At 51.9% G+C, this 22,806-nt stretch carries 15 protein-coding genes; 14 read left to right on the top strand and 1 reads right to left on the bottom strand.

Annotated elements, in window-relative coordinates; all coding sequences use genetic code 11:
* Window positions 1-18 precede the first annotated feature (18 nt).
* The 5 genes from A7975_RS27720 to bglS all read left to right on the top strand — a co-directional run bounded on the left by A7975_RS27720 (window position 19) and on the right by bglS (window position 6,556).
* On the top strand, window positions 19-1,680 hold the full coding sequence (locus A7975_RS27720; RefSeq protein ID WP_065387301.1) for an extracellular solute-binding protein: 1,662 nt from the start codon (window positions 19-21) through the stop codon (window positions 1,678-1,680).
* Window positions 1,681-1,708: 28 nt separating this feature from the next.
* Entirely contained in the window at window positions 1,709-2,875 is a 1,167-nt protein-coding gene (locus tag A7975_RS27715; RefSeq protein ID WP_065387300.1) for a family 16 glycosylhydrolase, read from the top strand.
* Between the two features lie 159 nt (window positions 2,876-3,034).
* Window positions 3,035-4,015, top strand: a complete 981-nt coding sequence (locus A7975_RS27710; protein ID WP_065387299.1) for an N-acetylglucosamine kinase — start codon at window positions 3,035-3,037, stop codon at window positions 4,013-4,015.
* On the top strand, window positions 4,012-5,310 hold the full coding sequence (locus tag A7975_RS27705; RefSeq protein ID WP_065387298.1) for a 6-phospho-beta-glucosidase: 1,299 nt from the start codon (window positions 4,012-4,014) through the stop codon (window positions 5,308-5,310). Before A7975_RS27710 ends, A7975_RS27705 begins: the two co-directional genes overlap by 4 nt.
* A 31-nt stretch (window positions 5,311-5,341) precedes the next feature.
* Window positions 5,342-6,556 (top strand): beta-glucanase, encoded by a 1,215-nt coding sequence (bglS, locus tag A7975_RS33375; protein ID WP_082198500.1) that lies wholly within the window; start codon window positions 5,342-5,344, stop codon window positions 6,554-6,556.
* Between the two features lie 597 nt (window positions 6,557-7,153).
* On the opposite strand, the gene A7975_RS27695 is transcribed toward bglS, so the two are convergent.
* On the bottom strand, window positions 7,154-8,017 hold the full coding sequence (locus tag A7975_RS27695; RefSeq protein ID WP_065387297.1) for an AraC family transcriptional regulator: 864 nt from the start codon (window positions 8,015-8,017) through the stop codon (window positions 7,154-7,156).
* 255 nt (window positions 8,018-8,272) lie between these two features.
* Between A7975_RS27695 and A7975_RS27690 the strand changes: the two genes are divergently transcribed.
* The 9 genes from A7975_RS27690 (at window position 8,273) to A7975_RS27650 (ending at window position 22,745) form a co-directional block, all read left to right on the top strand.
* On the top strand, window positions 8,273-10,411 hold the full coding sequence (locus A7975_RS27690; RefSeq protein ID WP_065387296.1) for an alpha-L-fucosidase: 2,139 nt from the start codon (window positions 8,273-8,275) through the stop codon (window positions 10,409-10,411).
* Window positions 10,412-10,623: 212 nt separating this feature from the next.
* Complete coding sequence (locus tag A7975_RS27685) at window positions 10,624-12,888, top strand: helix-turn-helix domain-containing protein (RefSeq protein WP_065387295.1); 2,265 nt, start codon at window positions 10,624-10,626, stop codon at window positions 12,886-12,888.
* A 221-nt stretch (window positions 12,889-13,109) separates the two neighbouring features.
* On the top strand, window positions 13,110-14,738 hold the full coding sequence (locus tag A7975_RS27680) for an extracellular solute-binding protein (RefSeq protein WP_065387294.1): 1,629 nt from the start codon (window positions 13,110-13,112) through the stop codon (window positions 14,736-14,738).
* Between the two features lie 90 nt (window positions 14,739-14,828).
* Window positions 14,829-15,731, top strand: a complete 903-nt coding sequence (locus A7975_RS27675; RefSeq protein ID WP_053371916.1) for an ABC transporter permease — start codon at window positions 14,829-14,831, stop codon at window positions 15,729-15,731.
* Between the two features lie 57 nt (window positions 15,732-15,788).
* A complete protein-coding gene (locus A7975_RS27670; RefSeq protein ID WP_053371915.1) occupies window positions 15,789-16,661 on the top strand; it encodes a carbohydrate ABC transporter permease in 873 nt (290 codons plus the stop codon).
* A 59-nt stretch (window positions 16,662-16,720) separates the two neighbouring features.
* Window positions 16,721-18,487, top strand: coding sequence for a hypothetical protein (locus A7975_RS27665; protein ID WP_065387293.1), 1,767 nt, complete (start codon window positions 16,721-16,723; stop codon window positions 18,485-18,487).
* Window positions 18,488-18,491: 4 nt separating this feature from the next.
* Window positions 18,492-20,768, top strand: coding sequence for a glycoside hydrolase family 88/105 protein (locus A7975_RS27660; RefSeq protein WP_082198499.1), 2,277 nt, complete (start codon window positions 18,492-18,494; stop codon window positions 20,766-20,768).
* A gap of 11 nt (window positions 20,769-20,779) precedes the next feature.
* Entirely contained in the window at window positions 20,780-21,631 is an 852-nt protein-coding gene (locus A7975_RS27655) for a glycoside hydrolase family 43 protein (protein WP_065387292.1), read from the top strand.
* A 100-nt stretch (window positions 21,632-21,731) separates the two neighbouring features.
* Complete coding sequence (locus A7975_RS27650; RefSeq protein WP_065387291.1) at window positions 21,732-22,745, top strand: LacI family DNA-binding transcriptional regulator; 1,014 nt, start codon at window positions 21,732-21,734, stop codon at window positions 22,743-22,745.
* The last annotated feature ends 61 nt before the right edge of the window (window positions 22,746-22,806 follow it).

The following is a 22,806-nucleotide window of genomic DNA, read 5'->3' as shown; positions in this document are numbered from 1 at the left end:
TAGAAGGGAGTCAGATCAATGAAATTTTACAAAAAAAGCTTTAATACCGTATTGGTAGCTGCGCTTATCGCCGTATCGGTGCTGTCGGGCTGTGCCAAAAACAATGATTCATCGGAAGCGGTAAACACGCCAGGCGGTGAAAAGTCAGGCGAGGGCAAGCAGGAGAGCGCCGGATTTGTTCTCGGCGAGCAGCCGCTGGAGTTCACTTTCTACGGGGACTATGACTGGTATACGATGCCGCCATGGGGCGACGATTTGGCAACAAAGTGGATTAAAGAAAATAAAAAAGTAAACGTCATTCCAATCAGCTCAGGCGGCAACGCGAAGCAAAAAAGAAATACGATGATTGTTTCGAACGAGCTGCCGGATGTCATTTGGATGGAACGTGGAGCGGAAGTGGAGAGGCTTCGTTCGGAAGGCATGCTTGTTCCGTTCGACGATTATTTGGATAAATATCCGAACCTCAAGAAATGGGCGGGAGAGAAGACGCTGGATATGCTTCGTTCCCCCGACGGCAAGCTGTATCAGTTCCCGAACTGGTATACGACGCAGCCAAACGGCAACTCCGGTTATTTGGTGAACAAGAAGATCTATGAGGAGCTGGGCTCTCCGAGCCTGGAGACAACAGATGATCTCTACGCTTATCTTCAGCAGGTAAAAGCAAAATATTCGGATGTTGTGCCTCTCGAGGTAGGCCAAGGCGCGGAGGGCATCCAAATCCTTACATCCGCTTTCGCGGAGAACCGCCCTTATTTGTACAGCAGTCAAAACATGATGGCGATCCCTTCAGGCAATGAGCTGACCTCCGTATTCGTAGATCCGGTCTACCGCGAGACGCTGCAGTATGCGAACAAGCTGTACCGGGAGCGGTTGATCTCTCAGGACGCGTTCACGCAGAAGCTGGAGCAGGTTGAGCAGAAAATCGTAACAGGCAAAATCGCGGTTTATGCCGCTTCTAGCCCAACGGAGTTTGGCGCAAAGGGCAACACGGCATTAAAAGCGAAAGATTCAACCGCCGGTTATATTATGGTCTGGCCTATTCATAAGCCGGGACTTGATAAAAACAAGATTTTCCCCGGCGATTACAAGCAGTTAGGCTGGAACGTCAGCGTTATTACCAAATCAGCCAAAGATCCCGAAGCGATTTTCGCCTTCTTGGACTGGTTTACAGGTCCTGAAGGACAAAGAACGATTATGTGGGGACCAGAAGGCCTTTACTGGGATGGAACCGATGCCAATGAAGCGCCGCTATTTACCGACAAGTTCACCAGCGACCAAAAAGGCCGCGATGATTTGATGAATGCAACCGTCAACTTCCAATGGAACGGAAATACCGTCTACGTAGATAATTCGAAGTCTAAATTCGAATCCACGCTGCCTGCTGACAAGCGCAGCTGGGAGACGTATTGGCAGTCGGAAATTACATGGAAGACGCAGCTTAATACGACGGAGTTCGTAAACCTGGCGCCTGCCAGAGATTCGGATGAAGGCATAATCGCCCAAGCTGTTTCCGAAATCTATGAGAAAGCGAACGCAAAAGCGGTGATTAGCGCGAAATCCGATGCGGAAGTGCTTGCGATTCTAGATCAGGCGGAGAAAGACGCACAGAAGGCAGGTTATGAACAACTGCTTAAATACAATACCGAAAGATGGCAAGAGAACCTAAGCAAGCTGAAATAATACAATCGTTTCGCAAGGAGGGTTAACCGTGAAGCATAAGCTCAGAGCAACGCTGCTGACATCGATTGCTGCTGTAATGTTTGCCGCATCGCCATTTACGGCCATGGCTGAGGAAGCCGCGCAGCCGGAGGCGCTTGGCACGACATTCGAAGACTCGCTCGACCAGAAGGATACGGATCGCTGGTATGCCTCGAACGGCTGGTCCAATGGCGGCACTTTTCTTAGCGGCTGGAGAGATGACCATGTCGTCTTTCAAGACGGCAAGCTGAAATTGCTGATTGACGACAAACCATGTGCGGAGGATAAGGCGCTTTGCTCCGATAAGCCTTATGCTTCGGGGGAATATTCAACGACGCAGCGTTACGGATACGGGAAGTTCGAGGTTCGGATGAAGGCGGTCAAAGGGGACGGAGTCGTAACCGGCTTTTTCACCTATGGAGCGGATTCGGATGGCAAGGCGGATGAGATTGACATCGAGATTCTTGGCAAAAACACGACCCAATTCGAAACCAACTATTTTACTAAGGGCGTTGGCATGCATTCGACGATCATTCCGCTTGGCTTCGATGCGGCCGATGATTTCCATGATTACGCATTTGAATGGGCTCCGGATTCGATCAAATGGTATGTGGACGGCAAGCTTGTTCATACGGAAGATGGCTCAAGGGGGGCGCTTCCCTCTGCTCCCGGTTATATTTTAGCGAATATGTGGCCGGCTACGAAGACCAATGGCTGGGCTAACGAGTATGTGTATCCGGGCACGACCCAGATTGCTGAGGTTGACCGGATCGCTTATACGCTGCCGAAGCGGCAACCAGGGACTAGCGTGGATCCAACCCTTCCTAAGGGGCAATCCGTTAGCCTCATGATCCGGGATGAGCGAGAGCCTGCAGTGTTCAAGCTAGGCCAGACGGAAATGGCGCCTCTTCGTTTTCTAATGGAAGGTGTGAATGCAACCGTGCAATGGGACGCGGCAAAGCATCAAATCGTGGTGCGGGACGCGGTTTCCAAATCGGAAATGATTTTTAAGGCGGGCTCGAATGTTGCTTACGTTAACGGCAAGAAGCTGGTCATTAAAAGCGCTGTTTGGTTGGAAAATGGTGTTGCCTACGTTCCGCTGCTCGTTCTGACGGAAACGATCGGAGCCAAGCTGACCCGGGATGAAGCGACTCATCAAGTAAAGATCAGCAGATGAAAATGAAGTTAAGATTTAACGGCAGTTGGCAGCTAAAATAACAAAAATAAAACATAACGAGTTGGAAGCCGGGAATATCAGAATTGTGCGAGCTGCTCGATTCGCCGCGAAGAGACATCCGGCTCTCCAAACTCGGAAATGGATATGGGAGCGAGTGGCTTGAACTATTATTTAGGAGTAGACGGCGGAGGGAGCAAAACGCTCGCAGTCGTTTCTGATGCTGCAGGCACTATTCTCGGTCGAGGCGTGAGCGGATGCGGCAACCACCAATTAGGAGTCGAGCTCGCCAGCCGCAATATTCGAGAAGCAGTCACGATGGCGTTGCTCGAAGCAAAAATCGAGCAATCCGAAATTGCGTTCGCGATGTTTGGTTTGGCAGGCGCGGACCGTGAAGCAGACTTTATCATCCTGCGTCCGATGATTGCGAAACTAGGCTTCGATAACCATGCAATCGTATGCGATACGGTCATTGGCCTGAGAGCGGGAACAAGGCAAAAGGACGGGGTCGTGATCATATGCGGCAGCGGAACGAATTGTTATGGCATGAATAAGCAAGGAGACGTTATGCAATGCGGCGGTTTTGGCTACGCCTTTGGCGACTTTGGCGGAGGCTCTGATCTGGCGGTGGAAGTGTTTCGATCCGTTATTCGCTCATGGGAGGGAAGAGAGGCGGAAACGCTGCTAACGCAGGCTGCTTTGCGAATGCTCCAATTTGCGTCCGTTGAACAAATGTACAGCCGTTATCTGGATGAAGGATTAAGAGTACCGTACCATTTGGCGAAAATCCTGTTTGAAGTGGCTGGAGAAGATGAGGTTGCACGCGGCATCTTGCGCCGGCAAGGAACTGAGCTTGGGCTAGCCGCGAGTGCGGTCATCCGTAAGCTAGGCATGCAAAATGATAGATTTGATTTGGTGATGGTTGGCAGCATTTTGACACGAGGGGATAGTCAATATGTAACGCCGTACATTGAGAAGGAAATAAGAGAGGCAGCTCCGGCATGCACGCTGAGAATGCTTGCGATGGAGCCGGTTGCGGGAGCCGTTCTGCTTGCCATGGAATATTCAAATTGCGATATCGCGGCTAATGTCTATGAACAATTGGAAGCAAAATTATCGGTGAAGGAGATTCGAACAGCATGAGTAATCGACTGAAAATTGCCGTCATAGGCGGAGGTTCATCCTATACGCCTGAACTTATAGAAGGATTTATCAACAATTACGCTACCTTCCCGGTAACGGAGATTGTGTTGGTTGATATCCCGGAAGGATCACGAAAGCTATCTATCGTCGGGCAGCTTGCCCAGCGGATGGTTGCAAAATCCGGCCTTCCGATTGAGGTCAAGCTGACGCTTGATCGGCGGTCGGCATTAGAAGGCGCCGATTACGTGTCGACCCAAATGCGGGTCGGTCTGCTGGAAGCTCGCCGCTGGGATGAGACGATCCCTTTGAAGTATGGCATGATCGGGCAGGAAACGACCGGCCCGGGCGGCATGATGAAGGGTCTTCGTACAATTCCTGTCCTTCTTGATATATGCCGAGATATGGAAGAGCTGTGCCCCGACGCTTGGCTGCTTAATTTCACCAATCCTGCCGGGATGGTGACGGAGGCCATTAATAAACATTCGAGCATCCGTTCGGTAGGTTTATGCAATTCGCCGATAGCAGCTTACAAATGGCTGTCTTCGTTGTATTCCGTCCCTGTTGATCGCATTCATTGTGATTTCGTCGGTCTTAATCATCTGCATTGGATCAATCATATTACAGTAAATGGCGAGCCTAAGCTATCCGAGCTGCTCGGCAACCGCGATGGCTATTCTGCTAAAAACGTCCCGCAATATGATTGGAATGCCACTCTGCTTCGCTCTCTCGGGGCTATTCCGTCTTATTATTTAAAATACTTCTATCTTCATCGCGAAATTCTCGCCGAGCAGCAGGCAGCCGCGCTTCGTGGCGAGACACGCGCCGAAACGGTGAAGCGGCTTGAGGATGAGTTGTTTGAAATTTATCTCAATCCGGAGCTCTCCGAGAAGCCGAAGCAGCTTGAGCAGCGCGGAGGCGCGTACTACTCGGAGGCGGCCGTGAAGCTAATGAATTCCCTTCATAATGATTCGGGGGATATTCAGACCTTGAATGTATCCAACCAAGGCATTCTTGATTTTCTGCCTGATGACGCCTGTATCGAAGTGAACTGCCGAGTAACGAAGCAAGGCCCCATTCCTCAGCCGGTATCCGCGGTACCTTCTTCTGTAAAGGGACTGATCCACGCGGTGAAAACATATGAACAGTTGACGATCGAAGCGGCAATTACCGGAGACAGGGGGGTGGCCTTACTGGCACTTGCGCATCATCCGCTTGTTTCTTCCGCAAATGATGCGGAGCGGATGCTTGAGGAGATGCTGGAGAAAAACAAAACGTATTTACCACTGTTTTTTTAGTAATTCCACTCTGAGAAAGAGGTGTGTATTCATGAACATGGTAATTAGCGGCAAGAAACGAATGATAGCATTTATGGCGGCTTGTACGCTGCTTCTCACTCTTATGCTGCCTAAACAAGCTTTTGCAGCAGACGCAGCGTTTGATGAACCGCTAAATGCGCTTAATTCCAATTTATTCTACACTTCGGACGGCTGGGGCAACGGCGTGGATTTTGGCGTAGGCTGGCGGGCGGCTAACCAAGAATTTAATAATGGCATTATGGCTTTGCGATTGGATAATACAGGCTGCCCTGCGAGCTGTTCAGGCAAAAACTATGCTTCGGGCGAATATTCGACGAATGTAAGATACGGTTACGGGCGGGTTGAGGCGCGGATTAAAGCGGCTAAGGGCACGGGACTTGTTACTGGCCTCTTCACTTATTCGGGCCAAGCGGCAGGCACGTCAAACGATGAAATCGACATTGAAATATTGGGCAAAGACACAACGAAGCTTGAAGCCAACTACTTTACGAATGGTGTCGGCCAGCATAGCACGATTATCGATCTTGGATTCGACTCTTCCTTGGCTTTTCACAATTATGCTTTCGAATGGTCCCCTACTTACATCAAATGGTACGTAGACGGTAATTTGGTGCATACGGAGAACGGATCGCGAGGCGCGCTCCCTACAAGCCCCGGTTATATTATGGCGAACCTGTGGTCAGGTGCGGGACCGGCTGAAATATGGACTGGACCATTCGTATACTCGGGCACGCCAAGCCGGGCTTACTACGATTGGATCAAATTCACGCCAGCAAGCGACCTTCCTACAGGAGAAGTGGAAGGAACGGGGCTTACGGCGAACTACTACAACAACATGGATTTTACTTCGCTAAAAGCTACAAGGACCGATGCGACTGTAAACTTCGACTGGGGCCTTGGCGCTCCGATGCCATCTATGGATGCAGATACCTTCTCGGTAAGATGGACGGGCAAAGTGAAGCCTCAATATTCGGGGACTTACACCTTTTATACGAGCTCCGATGATGGCGTCAAGGTATGGGTGAATAATCAGCTCATCATCAATAAATGGGTGGATCAAGCCACGACGGAATGGTCCGGAACGATTCAACTGACAGCGGGGCAGAAGTACGATATTAAGGTTGAATATTACGATAATACGGAAGATGCAGTAGCTAAGCTATCTTGGTCTAGTGCGTCTCAAGCGAAACAAATCATTCCGCAAAATAGGCTTTATTTGAATTAACGATTGGATGATCCTCCGTAACAACAAGTGTTGCGGAGGATCATTTTTCGAAAATAACCCCTTAAATTCACATTTCAACATTTTTTAATACGCTGGCCATCCTGGTTCTCCTTTTATGGAGCGCGGCTGTTCTTTATCCGCTTCTATGGACATTATTTGGCGCGCTTGAGGATAATCCGCAATTTCTAACGAACAAACCGTGGTCTCTGCCCGAAATGCCTCTGCACTGGAACCATTTTTCTTATGTGTGGAAAACCTACCATTTCGGCGATTATTTCTTGAATTCCGTGTACGTAACTTTAATTAGCTCCGTCATGTCCATTTTTTTATCCACAACAACCGCATATGTCATTGCCCGTTTTGACTTCCTTCCAAATACACGCTGCCAGTAGGGATTGCGATCATGCAAGGGGAGATGCAGTACAGGACCGAGTGGGGGCCTCTATTCGCCGGATTGTTAATTTCGATGGTGCCCGTTGTTCTCCTCTATCTGTTTTTTCAGCGATACATCGTGACAGGAATAACCGCGGGGGCGGTCAAATAATGGGGTCAAATGCACGGTTAGCTCATCGTTAAGCTGACCGTGCATTTTTTACTCTAATCCGCGTTGGTGCGTTTGCGAAGCTCGGACGGAGGGATACCGAAATACGCCGAAAATTGCTTCGAGAAATAATGGATGCCCGAATAACCGAGCTGTTCGGCGATGGAGGTTATAGAGCTGTCGCTTTCATGGAGCATCGCGTAGGCCCTCTGCATTTTGATCCGCGCAAAACATTCTTTTGGCGTGAGGCCGGTCATTTTTTTGAAAATGCTGTAAAACTGCGATTTTTTTAACTGGCATAAATCAAGCCATTGCTCATAGGGCGGGTTGGTACCGGGAAACTGTTCCATCAGGTCGATAATTTTTTGAATCCGGTAATCAGGGATGTTATCCGATATTTTCAGATTGAACAATTGGAGAATCCAGCTGTACAGCATACTGCTTACGATCTCTTCCTTAAAATGGATATCGAGCCGGCTGAGCCTAACCAGATGAATGAAAGTCTGAATCAGCTCCGGGTAGCGGGAAAGCTGGAGTGTACCCGTTAATGGCTCGATGACCGAGCTATCTGGCATCACCGTCATCCATTCAGCGTTAAAATCCTCGGGAGGGTTAAAGCAAAGATGGATGCGGGTATCTTTTTTGGTATAAAAATCACAGTACAGATCATAGGAGGCTATAGGCTGTGATTCGGAAATATGAAAGGAATGGTTGGTTCCCGGCGGAATAAAGACGAGCGTCCCTTTCCTCAGAGGAAATGTGCGGCCAGCCATAAGCACAGTGCCGATCCCTTTATCGATCAGGTGAAAGGCGCAGCAGTAGCCGCAGCGGTTTTTCTCCTTGAGCGTCCCGGAGTAGGCGTGATAATGGGCGGCTCTTATGGAAGGCTTAATGGAAACAATCGATGATTCTATACGCACAAGGCAACCACCTCACTCTTGATCATGGGAAGCTTCAATAGAAAGCGCTTTATTTAAGGGTAAACCTCCAATTAGAGGCTGTCAATGACCGTGATTCACGGCGGATGAACGACTTGCGCCTTCATTTTCATATTTTGCTGGAAATCTCTATAAAGCAGCGGAATTTCATCTAAATACTTTAGCAGCCCTAAGCCGGATAATGAGCAGCAGGATGAAAATACGGAGAACAGCCCGATCGAATTGGAGGTTATACAAATGAGCGATTATAACGAAGCATCTGCGGTCATTATTAGCAGTCAAGATATAAAGGCAGCGCTGTCGGTTGGCAACTATTCGCTATCCCGCTTGCAAGAGCTGGGCTTGAAAGAAGCTCCGCTAAGCTCAATTCAAGTGGCAAAAGGCTTTCAAGCTGTCATTTATGCCGAGGATCATTTCAAGGGTGACTCCCGGGTGCTGAACGGTGAGCCCGTTTTAGAAAACATAATGCTGAAGAAGGGCAATCCCCTTTTGAAAATAGCCTCTATGAGAGTACTGGCGCCTTCCGTGCTGGAGGCGGATGATCATGATAGTCAGGCGATTCAGCACGCGCTGGACGGATGGTGGCCGCAGTCGCTTGTAAATATGGAGAACCGGCTGGCTTGGTGGCGCGAGGCTCGGCTGGGCTGTTTCATTCATTGGGGAGTCTACTCGATTACGGGCGGGAGATGGAAAGGCGAGAAATCGCAAGGATATGCCGAGCATTTGATGCGGGCGAAAAAAATCGGCCATAAGGAATACAAGGAAGCCTTTATCGATAAGTTTAGCCCGGAGCATTTTGACGCGGAAGCGTGGGTTCGGCTGATTAAAGCCGCTGGCATGAAGTATGTGGTGATTACGGCTAAGCACCATGACGGATTCTCGATGTATCCATCGGATGCTTATCCGTTTGATATCCGCATGACGCCGTTTCAGCACGATCCGCTGCTTGAGCTTAAAGAGGCTTGTGCCAGGCACGGCATGAAGTATGGCTTTTATTACTCCCACGCATTTGATTGGGAGCATCCCGATGCGCCGGGCAATGACTGGGAATATACGAATCCGGGCGGAGATCTTCGGCTATATGAAGGGGATGGGAAGCTGTGGCATTCGGAGCATCCGGAGCTTTTGGCAAGAACGGCTAATTATTATGTTGACCAAAAAGCCATTCCGCAGATTTTGGAGCTGATACGCGTCTATGAACCTGATATTTTATGGTTTGATACGCCGCATAAATTGCCGTTATCGGAAAATTTAAAGATTTTGGAGGCGATCAGGGAGGCTGATGACCGGGTTGTCGTGAATGGCCGCCTTGCGGCGGGCCGTGGATTTTATACGTTTGCGGATTATGTGAATACTGCGGATCGCGCGCTTGAAATTTTCCCGTGCGAGGGTGATTGGGAGAGCATTCCGACGACTAATGAATCCTATGGTTATTCGATAGATGACCACAGCCATAAGCCGGCTTCGGCATTTATCGAGCTCTTAGCGAAATCCGCAGCGCGCGGCGGCAATATGCTGATGAATTTGGGGCCGAAGGGCAATGGGGAGATCGACGAACGGGATACGCCTATTTTGCAGGAAATTGGGGCGTGGCTCGCTGTTAACGGGGACAGTATTTACGGGACATCGAGAACGCCGCTGGAAGTGCAGCAATGGGGCGAATCGACGAAAAAAGCGAATAAGCTGTACCTTCACGTTTTTCAGTGGCCGAAGGACGGAGAGTTGGTGCTGGGTGGCCTGATGAATGTTATTCGCAAAGCATGGCTGCTATCCGATCAGGAGCAAAAGCCTCTGGAAACCAAAAGGCTGAATTACTACGATTGGCTCATTCATGTCCCTTTGATGGCTCCGGATTCCACCAACAGTGTTATAGCCGTGGAAGTAGATGGCGAGATCAGGACTCATGCGGGCCGCCTCCTTAGCGAAAAAGGGATTAATGTCTTAAGAAGCTTTGACGCGGAAGTCAGTCAGGGAATGAAATACGGAGACGGGAAGAAAGGAAATGATTATATTTGCAACTGGACGAGCTTGAATAAGCGGGTGATTTGGAAGGTTCGGTTAAATCATTCCATGAAAATAAGGCTATCGTTAACATACAGCACAGCAGAAGCGGTGGATGCGGGAGTTGTCCGGATTGCCTTGGGGGATGAGACTATGGAGAAACGCGTCAACCGAACGGAAAGTCCAATGGAAACCGCAACGCTGTCATGCGAGTTTGTGATTTCCGCCGGTGAGCATGACCTGTCTATCACGCCTGTGCAAATGGAAGGGAAGGAGCTGATGAGGCTTTATTCGGTGACGCTTGCTCCGCTTGGCGCGTACGATAATCAAGGGAGAAGCTTTGCGGAATTTGATGCAACGGATGTGGGAGACTGAGGAATAAGATACACGCAGCAATAAGCCCATAGATCTCGCCAACCCGGCGATGTCTATGGGCTTTTATTTTGGCTATTTACCAATAAACCGTTTAAATCGAACAAATGGCTGCGCTTGTCATTGAATACTCGTGTATAATCTCTTAAAATAAGCAAGGTAAGCGCTTTCTCTGAAGAATAGGCATTCGTGCTTTTATACAAGGAGTGATAGAGATGAAGAGGAACTGGTACCGCCGCATGCTGCTTTCCTATTTCCCGATTTTTTTGTTTACGGTGACGATTTTGATCTTTTTGTCCTTTATTGTTGTCAATGATATTTCGCACAAGGAAACGGTCAAGGCGGACCGGATAACGACCAGCTATATGGTGGACAGGCTTTCCCGTTCCCTCAAGGATATCGAGATGGACGTGCTTGAAGAGATAGGGAAAAACCATCGATACCGCGATTTTCTGAATATTGGACTAACGGACGATAACAGCCAGGTGATCTTCGATGTCGTCGATAGCATGCGCACGCTCACCGCGAGCGACAGCTTGCTGGATTCGATTTATGTGTATCGTACGGAGGATAAGCAGGTGCTGACGCGCAGCGGGCAAGTGGGCTGGGAGTCGTTCGCAGACAAGGCGTTCATTGAGCAGGCGCTGGCGAACCCGGACAGCCATGGTTGGTCGATCGTGCGCCCCTACCATGAATTCAGCACGGAGAAGGATAAACGCGTAATTTCCATTTACAAAAGAGAGCCGCTGCCATTCGGAACCGAGGGTCTCGTCGTCATTAACGTCGATATGTACGCGGTCGAGCAAATGATCAGGTCGATGAATAACGGGGGCGTCTCCTTCGTAGATGTGCTTGACGCGGCCGGGACGCCGTTGTTTTCCACAAGGGGGGCAGGTCAATCCGGCAATGCGGAGGGCGGCAAAGTGCTGAACCGCTTATCCGTGGAGCTGACAGGCTGGTCATTCGAGAGCGGCATTGCCGCAGGACAGCTGTTCATGTGGGTGTCGGTCATCTCGTATGTGTGGGTTGTAATCGGCCTGCTCACCGTTGTATTTGCTATTTTTTACATCATTTATATAACAAGAAAAAACTATAAGCCGATCCGGGTCATGATGAACAGAATCGAATCGATACAGCTGCGGGAGGATGCGTTTGGACTGAAGATGGACGAATTGTCCATGATCGACCATACGCTGGAGAGCCTCATACAGCAAACGGCTGATTTCGAGAAGGAGCAGCGCGAAAATCTGCTCGTGAGCCGGCGGCAGCTGTTCCACGATATGATGCAGGGCAGCGGCCCAGAAAAGGTTTCGGAACGTTTAGCGAAGCTGGGATTGCTTCCGGCAGGCGAGAAGCCGCAGCAATTGGCGTTCGTGGTCGTTGAGATCGGGCGCTATCGCGATTTTAGCAGCGATTTTTCAACGCGGGACCAGCATACGTTGAAGTTTGCGTTAACCAACGTGCTTCAGGAGCTGGCGCAAGCGGACGGCATGTACGGCTGGGCGGAGTGGATTGCGGAGAACCGGATGGGGATGATCGTCGGTTTAAGCGGCGGAAGTGTCCCCGCAAGAGAGAAAATTCGTGAATTCGCCGATAAAGGCAGGATTTGGGTGGCTGAGCATTTGCGGCTGTCGCTGCTTTTTGGCGTCGGACATGTGGAACGGGAATGGGAGAAGGTCGGGCTCTCTTATAAGGCGGCAATTGACGTGCTGCTGCATAAGATGTCCCTCGGCAAACAATCGGTCGTGATGAGCGAGGATCTGCCGGATGAAGCAGGCCGGAAATGGTATGCCTATCTGCAGCATGGCTCCGGGCTTGTCAAGGAATTCAGGCTTTTAACGGGCGAATGGCGTGCGCATTTGGAGAGATTGTTCGAGCATTTGGAGAAAGACTGCCTGAAGGATGAGGACATTAGGATGGTTTTGCTGACGATGATGGATATGCTCGGGAGCGAGCTGTCGGATATGTCCGACGAGCTGCACAGCCATTTCAAAGGTCCAGAGGCGAAGGCCAAGCAGGGTGAAGCCGACGATACCGCGACGCTAGACGAATTAAAAGCTTATTACTTTGAGCGGCTGACGGATATATACCGCACTTATGTCGCGCACAGCGAAACGAAAAACCATCGCGCAATGATAAACGAATTGAAGGCATATATCGAGGAGAATTTCGAGAACCCGGATTTATCGTTAAAGCACTTGAGCGACCGGTTCCATATATCGGGCAAATACGCCAGCTATTTATTCAAAGAAGAATTTAATATGAAGTTTGTTGATTTTATCGTTCAGCTTCGTATGGAGCGGGCGGAGGAGCTGCTCGCGACTACCGAGGAGTCGGTGCAAAATATTGCCCTTCAGGTGGGATATGCGAATTCGATTACGTTCGGCCGCGTGTTCAAGCGAATCGCCGGTGTAACGCCGGGAGACTATAGAAAGCTGAAGATTAAGCCCGGAAAAGCCCGTCATACCGAGGATATTTGAAAATTGTTTATTGCACGACTACGGTCATTGTATACAGATAATGGGAAAAGAAGCAGGAGTTTATCGATTGGAAACTAGTTTATTGCTGCCTCTTCGGATGCCATGCCATACTGTGGTCATTCCGAATCGGGCTGCAGCAGCATTTCTGAAAGCGTTATCCTGAAATGTCGAGCGGCCTGCCCGGTACAATGTTACATCATTCATAGAGGGGGCTTGGAACGATGATTGGAAGCAAAAAAGGAAGAGGAATGTTGGGTAAGAAGAAAGCGGTTTTGGCGATTGGCTTAGCTTGTTCCTTATTATTTACGGCATGCTCGGCAAACTCGGCAAACTCGAAAGAGGAAGCATCAGGTAATAAGAATGGGGGAGCGTCAAAGGAGCGGGTAACGCTTAAGGTTGAGGTGTTCGATAGAGGCAACTCGCCGGCCGGCTCCACGATTACGGACAACTACATGACGAAATTTATTCAAAAGAATTTCGGAGATCCGAACAACATTAATATGGAGTTTGTACCGATTCCGCGTTCGGAGGAGGTCGAGAAGCTGAATGTGCTGATGGCCAGCGGCAGCAACGTGCCGGACATCGTCTTTACTTATGATCCGAATACATTTAACCGTTACGCCAAACAGGGCGGCTTGACCGATATCGGACCGCTTCTTGAGCAGGCGCCGAATTTGAAAGCATTTCTGGGCGATGAAGTTCTCGGCTACGGCCAGTTCCAAGGCACACAGTTCGCGATTCCTGCAAAGCGGTCGAATGTAGGCAAATACGCGTCCTTCATCCGTCAAGACTGGCTGGATAAGCTGAATATGCCGGTTCCGCAAACGACAGAAGAGCTGTATGAAACGTTGAAAGCGTTTAAGGAGAAAGATCCGGGCGCAACGGGCGGACAGGTTATTCCACTCGGCATGACGATCGCGTCCGCTCAATACGAGCCGCTGGTTTGGTCTTTCATTAAGCCGGTGTCGGAGGAACAAAAATATACGCTGACGCAGCAGCTTGGTTCGAACGATTATCCGACGCTTCTGCCGGGCTTTAAAGATGCGCTGCAATTTATGAACAAGCTGTACAACGAAGGTTTGATGAGCAAGGATTTTGGCCTCGACAAGGATAAGAAAAAACTGGGTGAAGGCGTGTCCACGGGGAAGATCGGCTTCTTTAGCGAGGACGATATCAATCCATTTTACGAGAACGGCTCTAACGATACGCTGCTGAGCAACGTTCCTGACGCGAAGCTCGTTTCCGTTGACATATTCACCAATGAAGAAGGCAAACATGCCAAGCCGATGTACGCGCCGAACGGTCTTTACATCATGATTCCAAAATCGAGCGAGCGTGCGGCCGAGGCCGTCAAATATTTGGAATGGATGACGAGCGGCGATAATTTGTTCAATTTGCAAAACGGCATTGAGGGCGAAAATTATACGATGGTCGACGAAATTCCGGTCGTTGTTGAAAATCCGACCGAGGAAGCGTTGAACCGTATGTACAATGTAGGCGACATGGTTATTATCTCAAACGGCAAGCAGCTGGGCAGCATGGAGAAAAACTTGAAGGCGAGAGCGCTTCAAATGCCGACGAAATTCCAGGAGCAGGTGGAAGCTGCGCAAAAGATAGCGAATTCCGATGTGATTCCGCCCGTGCTAATGGACAGACCGATCGAGGCGCAAACGAAATATGGCACCACTTTGCTCGACAAATTTAATGAGATGATCGTTAAGACAACGATGGCGAAGACGGAGCAGTTCGACAGCGTTTATGAAACGATGATGAAGGACTACATGGCAAGCGGAGGCCAGGCGATTCTGGACGAGAGAACGTCTGTTTACAAAGAGATGCAGGCGAAATAATGCGCTGAGCAAAATGGGCCGCGGCGACGGAACGAGGAAAAGCAACTTCCTCGTTCCTGCGCCAAACCGATGCATAAGGAGGAGACCGCTATGAGCAATACCGCCTATTTCCGCAGATACTGGCAGCTGTACGCACTGCTGGTTTTGCCGCTGTCATATTTCATTATTTTCAAATACGGACCGATGTACGGAATCCAAATCGCATTTAAAGACTTTAACTTCTTTCAGGGCATAACGGGAAGTGAATGGATCGGCTTCGAGGCGTTCAAGGAAGTTTTCGGCATGCGCGATTTTTATTTGACGCTGCGCAATACGCTGATGCTTAATTTTCTGGATTTGCTCATGTCGTTCCCAGCGCCGCTTATTTTGGCCATCATGTTATACGAGATGAAAACGCTGTGGTTCAAGAAGCTGTCGCAAACGATACTCTACATTCCGCATTTTATTTCATGGGTCATTATCGGAGGAATCGTCTATCAGGTGTTCGGCACGGAATCAGGCATGATCAATAATTTGATTACGTCGATTGGTTTTGACGCTATACCGTTTCTAACAGACAAAAACGATTGGCTCATTACCTATTTGCTTGTCGGCGTGTGGCAAAGCGCCGGCTGGGGGACGATTATTTACTTGGCTGCCCTTACCGGCATCAACAAGGAGCTGTTCGAGGCTGCCGGCATTGACGGAGCAGGCAGGCTGAAGCGCATTTGGCATATTACGCTTCCAGGCCTTAAGCCGACGATCGTTGTGCTGCTCATCATTAATTTGGGCCATATGATTTCTATCGGCTTCGAACGCCCGTATGTCATCGGCAATTTGGCCGTACGCGAATATTCTGACGTGCTCAGTACGTTCGTGTACCGAATCGGACTCCAATCAGGCCAGTACACGCTGGCGACGGTTGTCGGTTTATTCCAAGCGGTCGTAGGTCTTGTCTTCGTGCTCGGAGCTAACTATACGTCGAAGAAGCTTACCGACGAAGGCATCATGTAGAAGCGATCGCAGCAAACGATCCATCCTGAATTCGATCATTTGAAAGGAGCGGACGCTATGAAAGAGCAAACCGCTAACCGCGTATTCGATACCGCCAACTTTATCATTCTACTCGTTTGCACGTTGATATGTCTGGCTCCATTTCTTCATATAGCAGCTATTTCACTGAGCTCGGCTGGTCCGATTCTCTCCGGTAAGGTGAGCCTCATTCCGGTTGATTTAAATCTTGAAGCTTATGTCAAAGTGTTTTCTGACGCGTCGATGATTCGCTCGCTTGGGTTTACGTTGCTATTGACCGGCTTGTTCACCGTGCTCAGCATGATTATGACGATTGCGATCGGTTATCCGCTGTCCAAAAAAAAGCTGAAGGGCCGCAAAGTATTTATGATCGTCGTCGTCGTTACGATGTTTTTCAGCGGCGGCATCATCCCCGAATATATTCTGATCCGGAATCTGCATCTGCTGGATACCATATGGGCGCTCGTGCTGCCCGGTTTGATCAACCCTTTTTATTTAATCATCTTGATTACGTTCTTTAATAACATTCCGGAAAGCTTGGAGGAGTCTGCGGAAATTGACGGCAGCAGCCACTTTCGGACCTTGCTGAGCATCATGCTGCCCTTGTCGCTCCCGGTCATTACGACGCTCAGCCTGTTTTATGCGGTGGGACGCTGGAACGGTTTTACGGACACGCTCATGTACATCAACAGTCCGGAGCTTTATCCGCTGCAGCTGAAGCTTTATCAGCTCATTCAAAACAACATGATTACCGATCTTCTGCAAATGGAAGGCGCGCAAATGGCGACCGTCGTCCCGGAAAGCTTGAAAGCGGCCAGCGTTATATTCGCGACCGTGCCGATTCTAATCGTTTACCCGTGGCTGCAGCGTTACTTCGTAAGCGGCGTAATGCTTGGCGCGGTGAAGGGTTAAGTGCTTCAGATATAGCTTGAAGGCGAAAAACGACTGACGAGGAAAGAGTGGGAGAACGAATGGACATTTACGACAAGCTGGTTTCTATCAATGACGGTTGTGTGCAAGACGGAATGGATCATCAGGTGCTCGATTGCGATAGCCGGTTTTACGGCGGGGTCATTGATCCCGCAAACGGCATCGCATGGCCGAGCCATGGCGGAACCCCGATGGTTATGGCTTTTTGGGCTTCCGCAATTACCAACGAGGATTCAAGGTTTTATCATGATCAAGAGCTGTTGCACCGGCTGGAGCTGAGCGCTCAGTACATGCTGCGGTTCCAACATGCCGACGGCACGATATCACCGCCATGGACGAATATGCACTCGCCGCCGGATACCGCATTCGTCGTTAGCGGCCTTGCGCAAGTCCATGAGCTGCTTGCAGGCCATGCATGGGAGCCTTTGCGCCAAGCGGCGGAGGGAATCCGGACATTTCTTGTGCGAACGATTCCTGCCTTGCTGACGGGAGGCTGCCACACCCCGAATCACCGCTGGGTCATTACGGCGGCGCTCGGGTTTATGTATCAAATGACTGGTCAGCCGGAGCTGAAGGCGAGAGCGGAGCAGTGGCTCGCGGAAGGAATCGACTGCACGGAGGACGGGGAGTGGACGGAGCGGAGCAACGGCATATACAATGCCGTGAGCGATATCGTCCTTATTTACGCGGCGGAGCTATTTGACCGGCCCGATCTGCTTGCGCCTGTGCGCCGTAATTTGCGGATGATGGCGTATATGATTCATCCGGACGGCGAAGTGGTGACGGATTATTCCGGCCGCCAAGATTTTGGCAGCACCTACAACATGGGCACTTATTTTCTTTCGGCCAAGCTGATGGCAAGCCTCGACAATGAGCCGCTGTTTGAAGCTATCGCCGCGCTTGCGGGCGAAGCGCTGACGCATCCGGGCGGCTTGCCCAATAACGCGCTGCTCGGCTTGTTGCGTTATCCGGAGCTTCGAGGCAGTTCGGTCGAGCGGGCAGAGCTGCCGGACAACTACCGGGTCGTCATCAACGGCAGCTTTCCGCGCGAGCGTTATTTGAGCGGAATGGAGGCGGCCGGACACGGAGGCAAAATCTATCACAGCCGGCTACATCCGGACTTTGGCGCTCCCGTAGCACGGCACAGGAGCGGGGCGACCAGCGCGACCGTCATAACCGAGACGAATTCGTTTTTTGCGCTGCGGCACGGCGCGGCGCGGCTGCTTGCGGTACAAATCGCCACATCCTTTGAGCCTGGCTTCGTCAAGCTGAAGCAGCTGGAAGAGCTGGAATCCGGTTACCGTTTAACGGCGACGGAGCGGAAGGGATACTACGGTCCCGTGGCGCAGAGCCAATTGCCGGAAACCGCCAGCGGGCCGGTCAGCCCTTGGTATTTGCTGCCGCATCATTTGAGGGAAGTCACGCACGAGCAGCAGCATGAGGTCGAGGTTGAGCTAACGGAGAGCGAGCATGGCTGGCGCATTCGCGTCCGCTGCGAGCAGCCGGAAATTTTGATGACGCAAATCTCATTCGTATGCCATATGGAAGGTTCGCTATCGGGCGAGGGAATAGCGCCTGCAGCCGCTGGAACGTTGTTCTGGAAAGAGGGGACAGCCCGCTTAACTGCGGGTAAAGACTGGATTGAGCTGGACGGGGGCTCGCACGAGCACAGGGCCAAGGCTATTAACAATGCAAGCTATCCCGCGAATTGCCAAACACTGCTTGTAAATGTAATGACGCCATATGATAAGACGTTCGAAATCAGGCTGTCCGGCAAGGACATCAATGAGGGCCAACGGGAGGAGTGAGAACATGACCGCATATATGGAAGCGCGGGAAAGCGCGCGATACGGATACGGCGACGACGAGCGCCGCATACTGGAGGTGCTCGCAGGCCGGTACGCCGGCGCCAATCCGCCCGTTCCCTTCGCTCTGCGGGCTTTTGCCAAATCGGGTGTGCTGCAAACGCGGGAAGGACTGTACGAGATGGATTTCTCGCTCAAGCTCCCGGGAGCAGCTATCGGCGACTATGCTTACGCATTCGGGCTTGTATGGAGCGATGACGAGCGCTCGCTCGACGGCATCATGGAGCCGCTTGGCCCTGCTCGGCTGTACGTCAATGAAGAGGAGCTGTACCGATCGAATGCGGTAGAGGAGCTTAAGCCTGGCGCACGCGCCGTCGTTCCGCTCTTACTGCGCAAAGGCTGGAACGCTTTCCTAGTAGAGGCGCGAAAGACGGCTGCCGGCTTCGGCTGCCGTTTTGGAGCGGACGAGGGTAAGGTTCGCATTATGCAGGTGCTTGCTCCCTTTGCAGGCAGGACGGGGAATGCGGGCTGGGTGTTCGCAGGAGCAGCGAAAAACCGGATATTCGGGACGGAAAATGGTTTTCCCGATTTCAAGCGGGCAGAAGAAGAAACCGGGCTTTGCTGGCAGCCTCGGCTGAAGTGGACGGAGGAGGAAGCAGAGCGGCCAAACGGCGAGCGATTGTTCGGCTTACCCGTTCAACCTGCGGCGGCTTACGGCTGGAGCAGGCTGCAGGTACCGGCTGAGGCGGAGTCCGTCGTGCTGGAAGGCCATGCTCTAGGGCCGACCTCCATATGGGTGGACGGAAGGAAAGCGGCGGAGCTTGCGTCTGCGGGCTCTTACCGCATCGAAGTATTCGTTGCCCCGGGGCTTCGCGAGCTGCTGGTGCACAATGTAAGCAGCCATGCTGGTTGGGGGTTTGCATGCAGCGCTTATGCCTGCGGGAAGCAGCTCCAATTGGAGCTGCCTGCTGCTATCCACGGAGGCGAAGGCGCATGGCTGTACGCCGGGCCGCTGGATCCGGCAGCCCAGCCTGACCCGCAGGCGGTATGCACAACGTCTGCGCTTTATGCTGCCGTCGATTCCGAAGGAGCGGCTGCCGGTTATACGTATTGGCTGCTCGATGCCCCGCAAACAAGGGTGCGGCCTTACTATGAGAACGCGATGCTGAGCAATAAATGGACGACGGGCAGCGCCACCAATTACGGGCGCTGGGATTACCCGCTCGGCGTAACGATGTATGGGCTGCTGCGGACCGCCCGTGAGCTTAATCGGAATGATTTGTCCGATTACGCGCTCAGCCATATCCGCAGCTGCACGGACATGTATGAGTATTCGTTATGGGATAGGGACGAATACGGCTTTCCTTCGGTGAACCACCAGCTCGTTTTGATTCGGATGCTGGACAATTGCGGCTCGTTCGGGTCGGCTATGCTTGAAGCATATTTGCAGACAGGGGACGAAAGCTTTGTGCGCATAGCGGATGTCATCGCGGAGTTCATGCTGGAGAAGCTGGAGCGGAGGCCGGACGGAGCATTCTACCGGCTGTGTCCGGGCGAATATTCGGCCGATACGATGTGGGCGGACGATCTGTACATGAGCGCCCCATTCCTAATCCGTTACGCGGAGGCAACCGGCAAGCAGGAAGCGCTGGATGAAGCGGCGAAGCAGTTTTTGCTGTACAAGCGCTACTTGTTCATGGAGCCGGAAGGCATCATGTCGCATGTGTTCGATTTTAAATATGGCATAGCTACCCGTATGCCGTGGGGACGCGGCAACGGCTGGTGCCTGTTCTCCTTGTCCGAGCTGCTGGAAAAGCTGCCCGGCAACCACCCGGACCGGGAGGCGCTGCTCGTTATGTTCCGGGAGCTGTGCGCGGGAGTCGCGGCGCTGCAAGCGGAATCGGGCTTATGGCGACAGGTGCTTAACCAGCCTGAAGCCTACGAGGAGGCTTCCTGTACCGCGATGTTCGCTTATGCTTTTGCCAGGGGCGTACGGTTCGGCTGGCTGGAGGATAGGGACGGCTACGCCGCCGCTGCGCATAAAGCATGGCAGGGTCTAACCGGCGGGGCGATCGACAGGCAGGGCAATGTGCACGGCGTATGCAGCGGGTCGCGGTATGCTTTTTCCCCGGACTATTACATGTACGAGCTGCGCACGGTCGTTAATGATAACCATGGCATCGGCATTATGATGCTGGCGGGGGTGGAGATCAGCAGGCTGAATCAGATGGATGCGAGGCAAGTCCTCTCTAACGCTCAAGTCCCGCAGCAGCGGAATTCGTAGGGGGAGAGACGATGTATTTGTTCTCGTATTTCAAAACGGATGACGAATCGTTTTATCTCGCTGTCAGCGAAGACGGCTATGCGTGGAAGGAATGGAACGGCGGCAGCCCCGTGCTTCAAAGCATGGATACCGGCGGGAAAATAATACGCGATCCTTTTGTAATGGAGGATAAGGCTGGACGGTTTCATGCGGTTTGGACGGACGGCTGGGAAGGGAGCTCGATCGGATATGCGTGGTCGGACGACCTGCTTCGCTGGGAAGGCTACAAATCGCTGCCGGTAATGGCGAGCGTAGCCGGAACACGGAATTGCTGGGCGCCTGAAATGATGCTCGACGAGGCGGAGGGCGCTTATCGGATTTTTTGGTCCTCTACCGTTGCGGAGCCGGGGATCGGCAAGGTCCGCGATCATCGCATCTGGTCGGTGCTGACGGATGATTTCGAGCGGTTTACGGCGCCGCAGCTTTATTTTGACCCGGGATACAATGTCATAGACGCGACGGTAGCGGATTTGGGCGAGCAGTATTTGATGTTATTCAAGGATGAGCGCGGCGGCAATGATCCGGACACGGATTACAAGGCGATTCGCTCGTGCTCCTTCGGCAAACATGCAGCAGGCCGGCCTGAGCCGACTTGCGTTTCCGGGCTCATTACGCCCCCTCTTTCCGAAGGACCTACGCTGTATGAGGTTGTGAACGGCAGCGGCGAGCGGGAATGGATCATGCTTTACGATTTGTTCCACTTTCGGGAGTACGGGGCTATGCGTTCCAAAGACTTGGTTCACTGGGAAAACGTTACGCATCTTATGACTTTTCTGCCGGACAGGCGGCATGGGAGCGTCATTAAGGTAAAGCATCATCTCTGACATCGCGGACATGGATAGCCATGCGTGATTGTCATTGCCAATTGTACCCTCCTCCAAGCATAATAGGTATTAGGACGACTTGAGTGAGCGAGGAATGCACATGAAAGCGACAATTTACGATGTTGCCCGCGAAGCTGGCGTATCTATAGCGACCGTATCCAAGGTGATCAACGCGAAGGGGAAAATAAGCCAGGAGAGGCGGCGTGAAATACACGCCATCATGGAGCGGCTTCATTATCAGCCAAGCGTTATCGCTTCGGCTTTGACTGGCAAGCACACCTTTACGCTTGGCTTGCTTATCCCGGACATTGCGAATCCTTTTTACGGCGAAGTGGCGAGAGCGGTCGAGGACCGGGGGCATCAGCTCGGATACAGCGTTATTATTTGCAGTACGGATAATCAGGATGAACGGATTGAACAATATATTTCGGTGCTCAAGCAAAAGCGGATCGACGGCATTATGATCGGCACGGGAATGGGGAACGCGGATACTTTGCGCGAGCTCAGCGAGACCATGCCGGTCGTGGCCATCGGCCGCGAGCTGCCGGCCTACCCGGTTCATACGGTGGTGGCGGACGATTGGCAGGGTGGACGGTCAGCGGCCGAGCATTTGCTTCAGCTCGGACATCGCCGCATGGCTGTGCTGTCCGAGAGCATGACGCTCAGCAGCAGCCGGGACCGGCTTTTAGGCTTTAGGGAGCGGCTGCATGAAGACGGCATCAAGCTGCCGGAGCGTCTTGCACGGCACTGCAAGCACAAGATGGAGGACGGAAAACGCGAGGCTGCGGTCATGCTGGAAGGCAGCGATCGGCCGACCGCGATTTTTTGCTGCAACGATCTGCTTGCCGTAGGCGCTCTTCAGGCGGCCAAGGAGGCGGGAATCCGTGTTCCCTCCGAGCTGTCGGTCGTCAGCTTTGACAATACGATTCTCGCCTCGGTCACCGATCCCCCGCTCACCTCGATTGCCCAGCCGATGGAGCAGTTGGGCGCTGCCGCCGTCGATTTGCTGCTGGAGCAATTCGGCAAGGAGCCCTCGGCTGCGAAGAGCCGCGTCGCACTGCGGACGGAACTGGTAGTGCGGGCATCTACGGACCGTGCTCTGCTGGTTGAATGAAGATGAATCGCAGCTACAAACGTTTCTATGCGCACTTATATTAATCATCCCCATATGGCAG

It is taken from the genome of Bacillus sp. FJAT-26390 (assembly GCF_001682865.1).
GTDB lineage: Bacteria > Bacillota > Bacilli > Paenibacillales > Paenibacillaceae > Pristimantibacillus.
The sequence above is the reverse complement of the archived record's forward strand: the minus strand, read 5'-3'. Positions and strand labels throughout refer to the sequence as shown.

What these genes read in the sequence shown, in the direction of transcription:
- A7975_RS27705 (WP_065387298.1), top strand. Translation starts at nt 4,012, where the DNA reads ATGAGTAATCGACTGAAAATTGCCGTCATAGGCGGAGGTTCATCCTAT.
- bglS (WP_082198500.1), top strand. Translation starts at nt 5,342, where the DNA reads ATGAACATGGTAATTAGCGGCAAGAAACGAATGATAGCATTTATGGCG.
- A7975_RS27675 (WP_053371916.1), top strand. Translation starts at nt 14,829, where the DNA reads ATGAGCAATACCGCCTATTTCCGCAGATACTGGCAGCTGTACGCACTG.
- A7975_RS27655 (WP_065387292.1), top strand. Translation starts at nt 20,780, where the DNA reads ATGTATTTGTTCTCGTATTTCAAAACGGATGACGAATCGTTTTATCTC.
- A7975_RS27720 (WP_065387301.1), top strand. Translation starts at nt 19, where the DNA reads ATGAAATTTTACAAAAAAAGCTTTAATACCGTATTGGTAGCTGCGCTT.
- A7975_RS27685 (WP_065387295.1), top strand. Translation starts at nt 10,624, where the DNA reads ATGAAGAGGAACTGGTACCGCCGCATGCTGCTTTCCTATTTCCCGATT.
- A7975_RS27665 (WP_065387293.1), top strand. Translation starts at nt 16,721, where the DNA reads ATGGACATTTACGACAAGCTGGTTTCTATCAATGACGGTTGTGTGCAA.
- A7975_RS27670 (WP_053371915.1), top strand. Translation starts at nt 15,789, where the DNA reads ATGAAAGAGCAAACCGCTAACCGCGTATTCGATACCGCCAACTTTATC.
- A7975_RS27680 (WP_065387294.1), top strand. Translation starts at nt 13,110, where the DNA reads ATGATTGGAAGCAAAAAAGGAAGAGGAATGTTGGGTAAGAAGAAAGCG.
- A7975_RS27690 (WP_065387296.1), top strand. Translation starts at nt 8,273, where the DNA reads ATGAGCGATTATAACGAAGCATCTGCGGTCATTATTAGCAGTCAAGAT.
- A7975_RS27660 (WP_082198499.1), top strand. Translation starts at nt 18,492, where the DNA reads ATGACCGCATATATGGAAGCGCGGGAAAGCGCGCGATACGGATACGGC.
- A7975_RS27650 (WP_065387291.1), top strand. Translation starts at nt 21,732, where the DNA reads ATGAAAGCGACAATTTACGATGTTGCCCGCGAAGCTGGCGTATCTATA.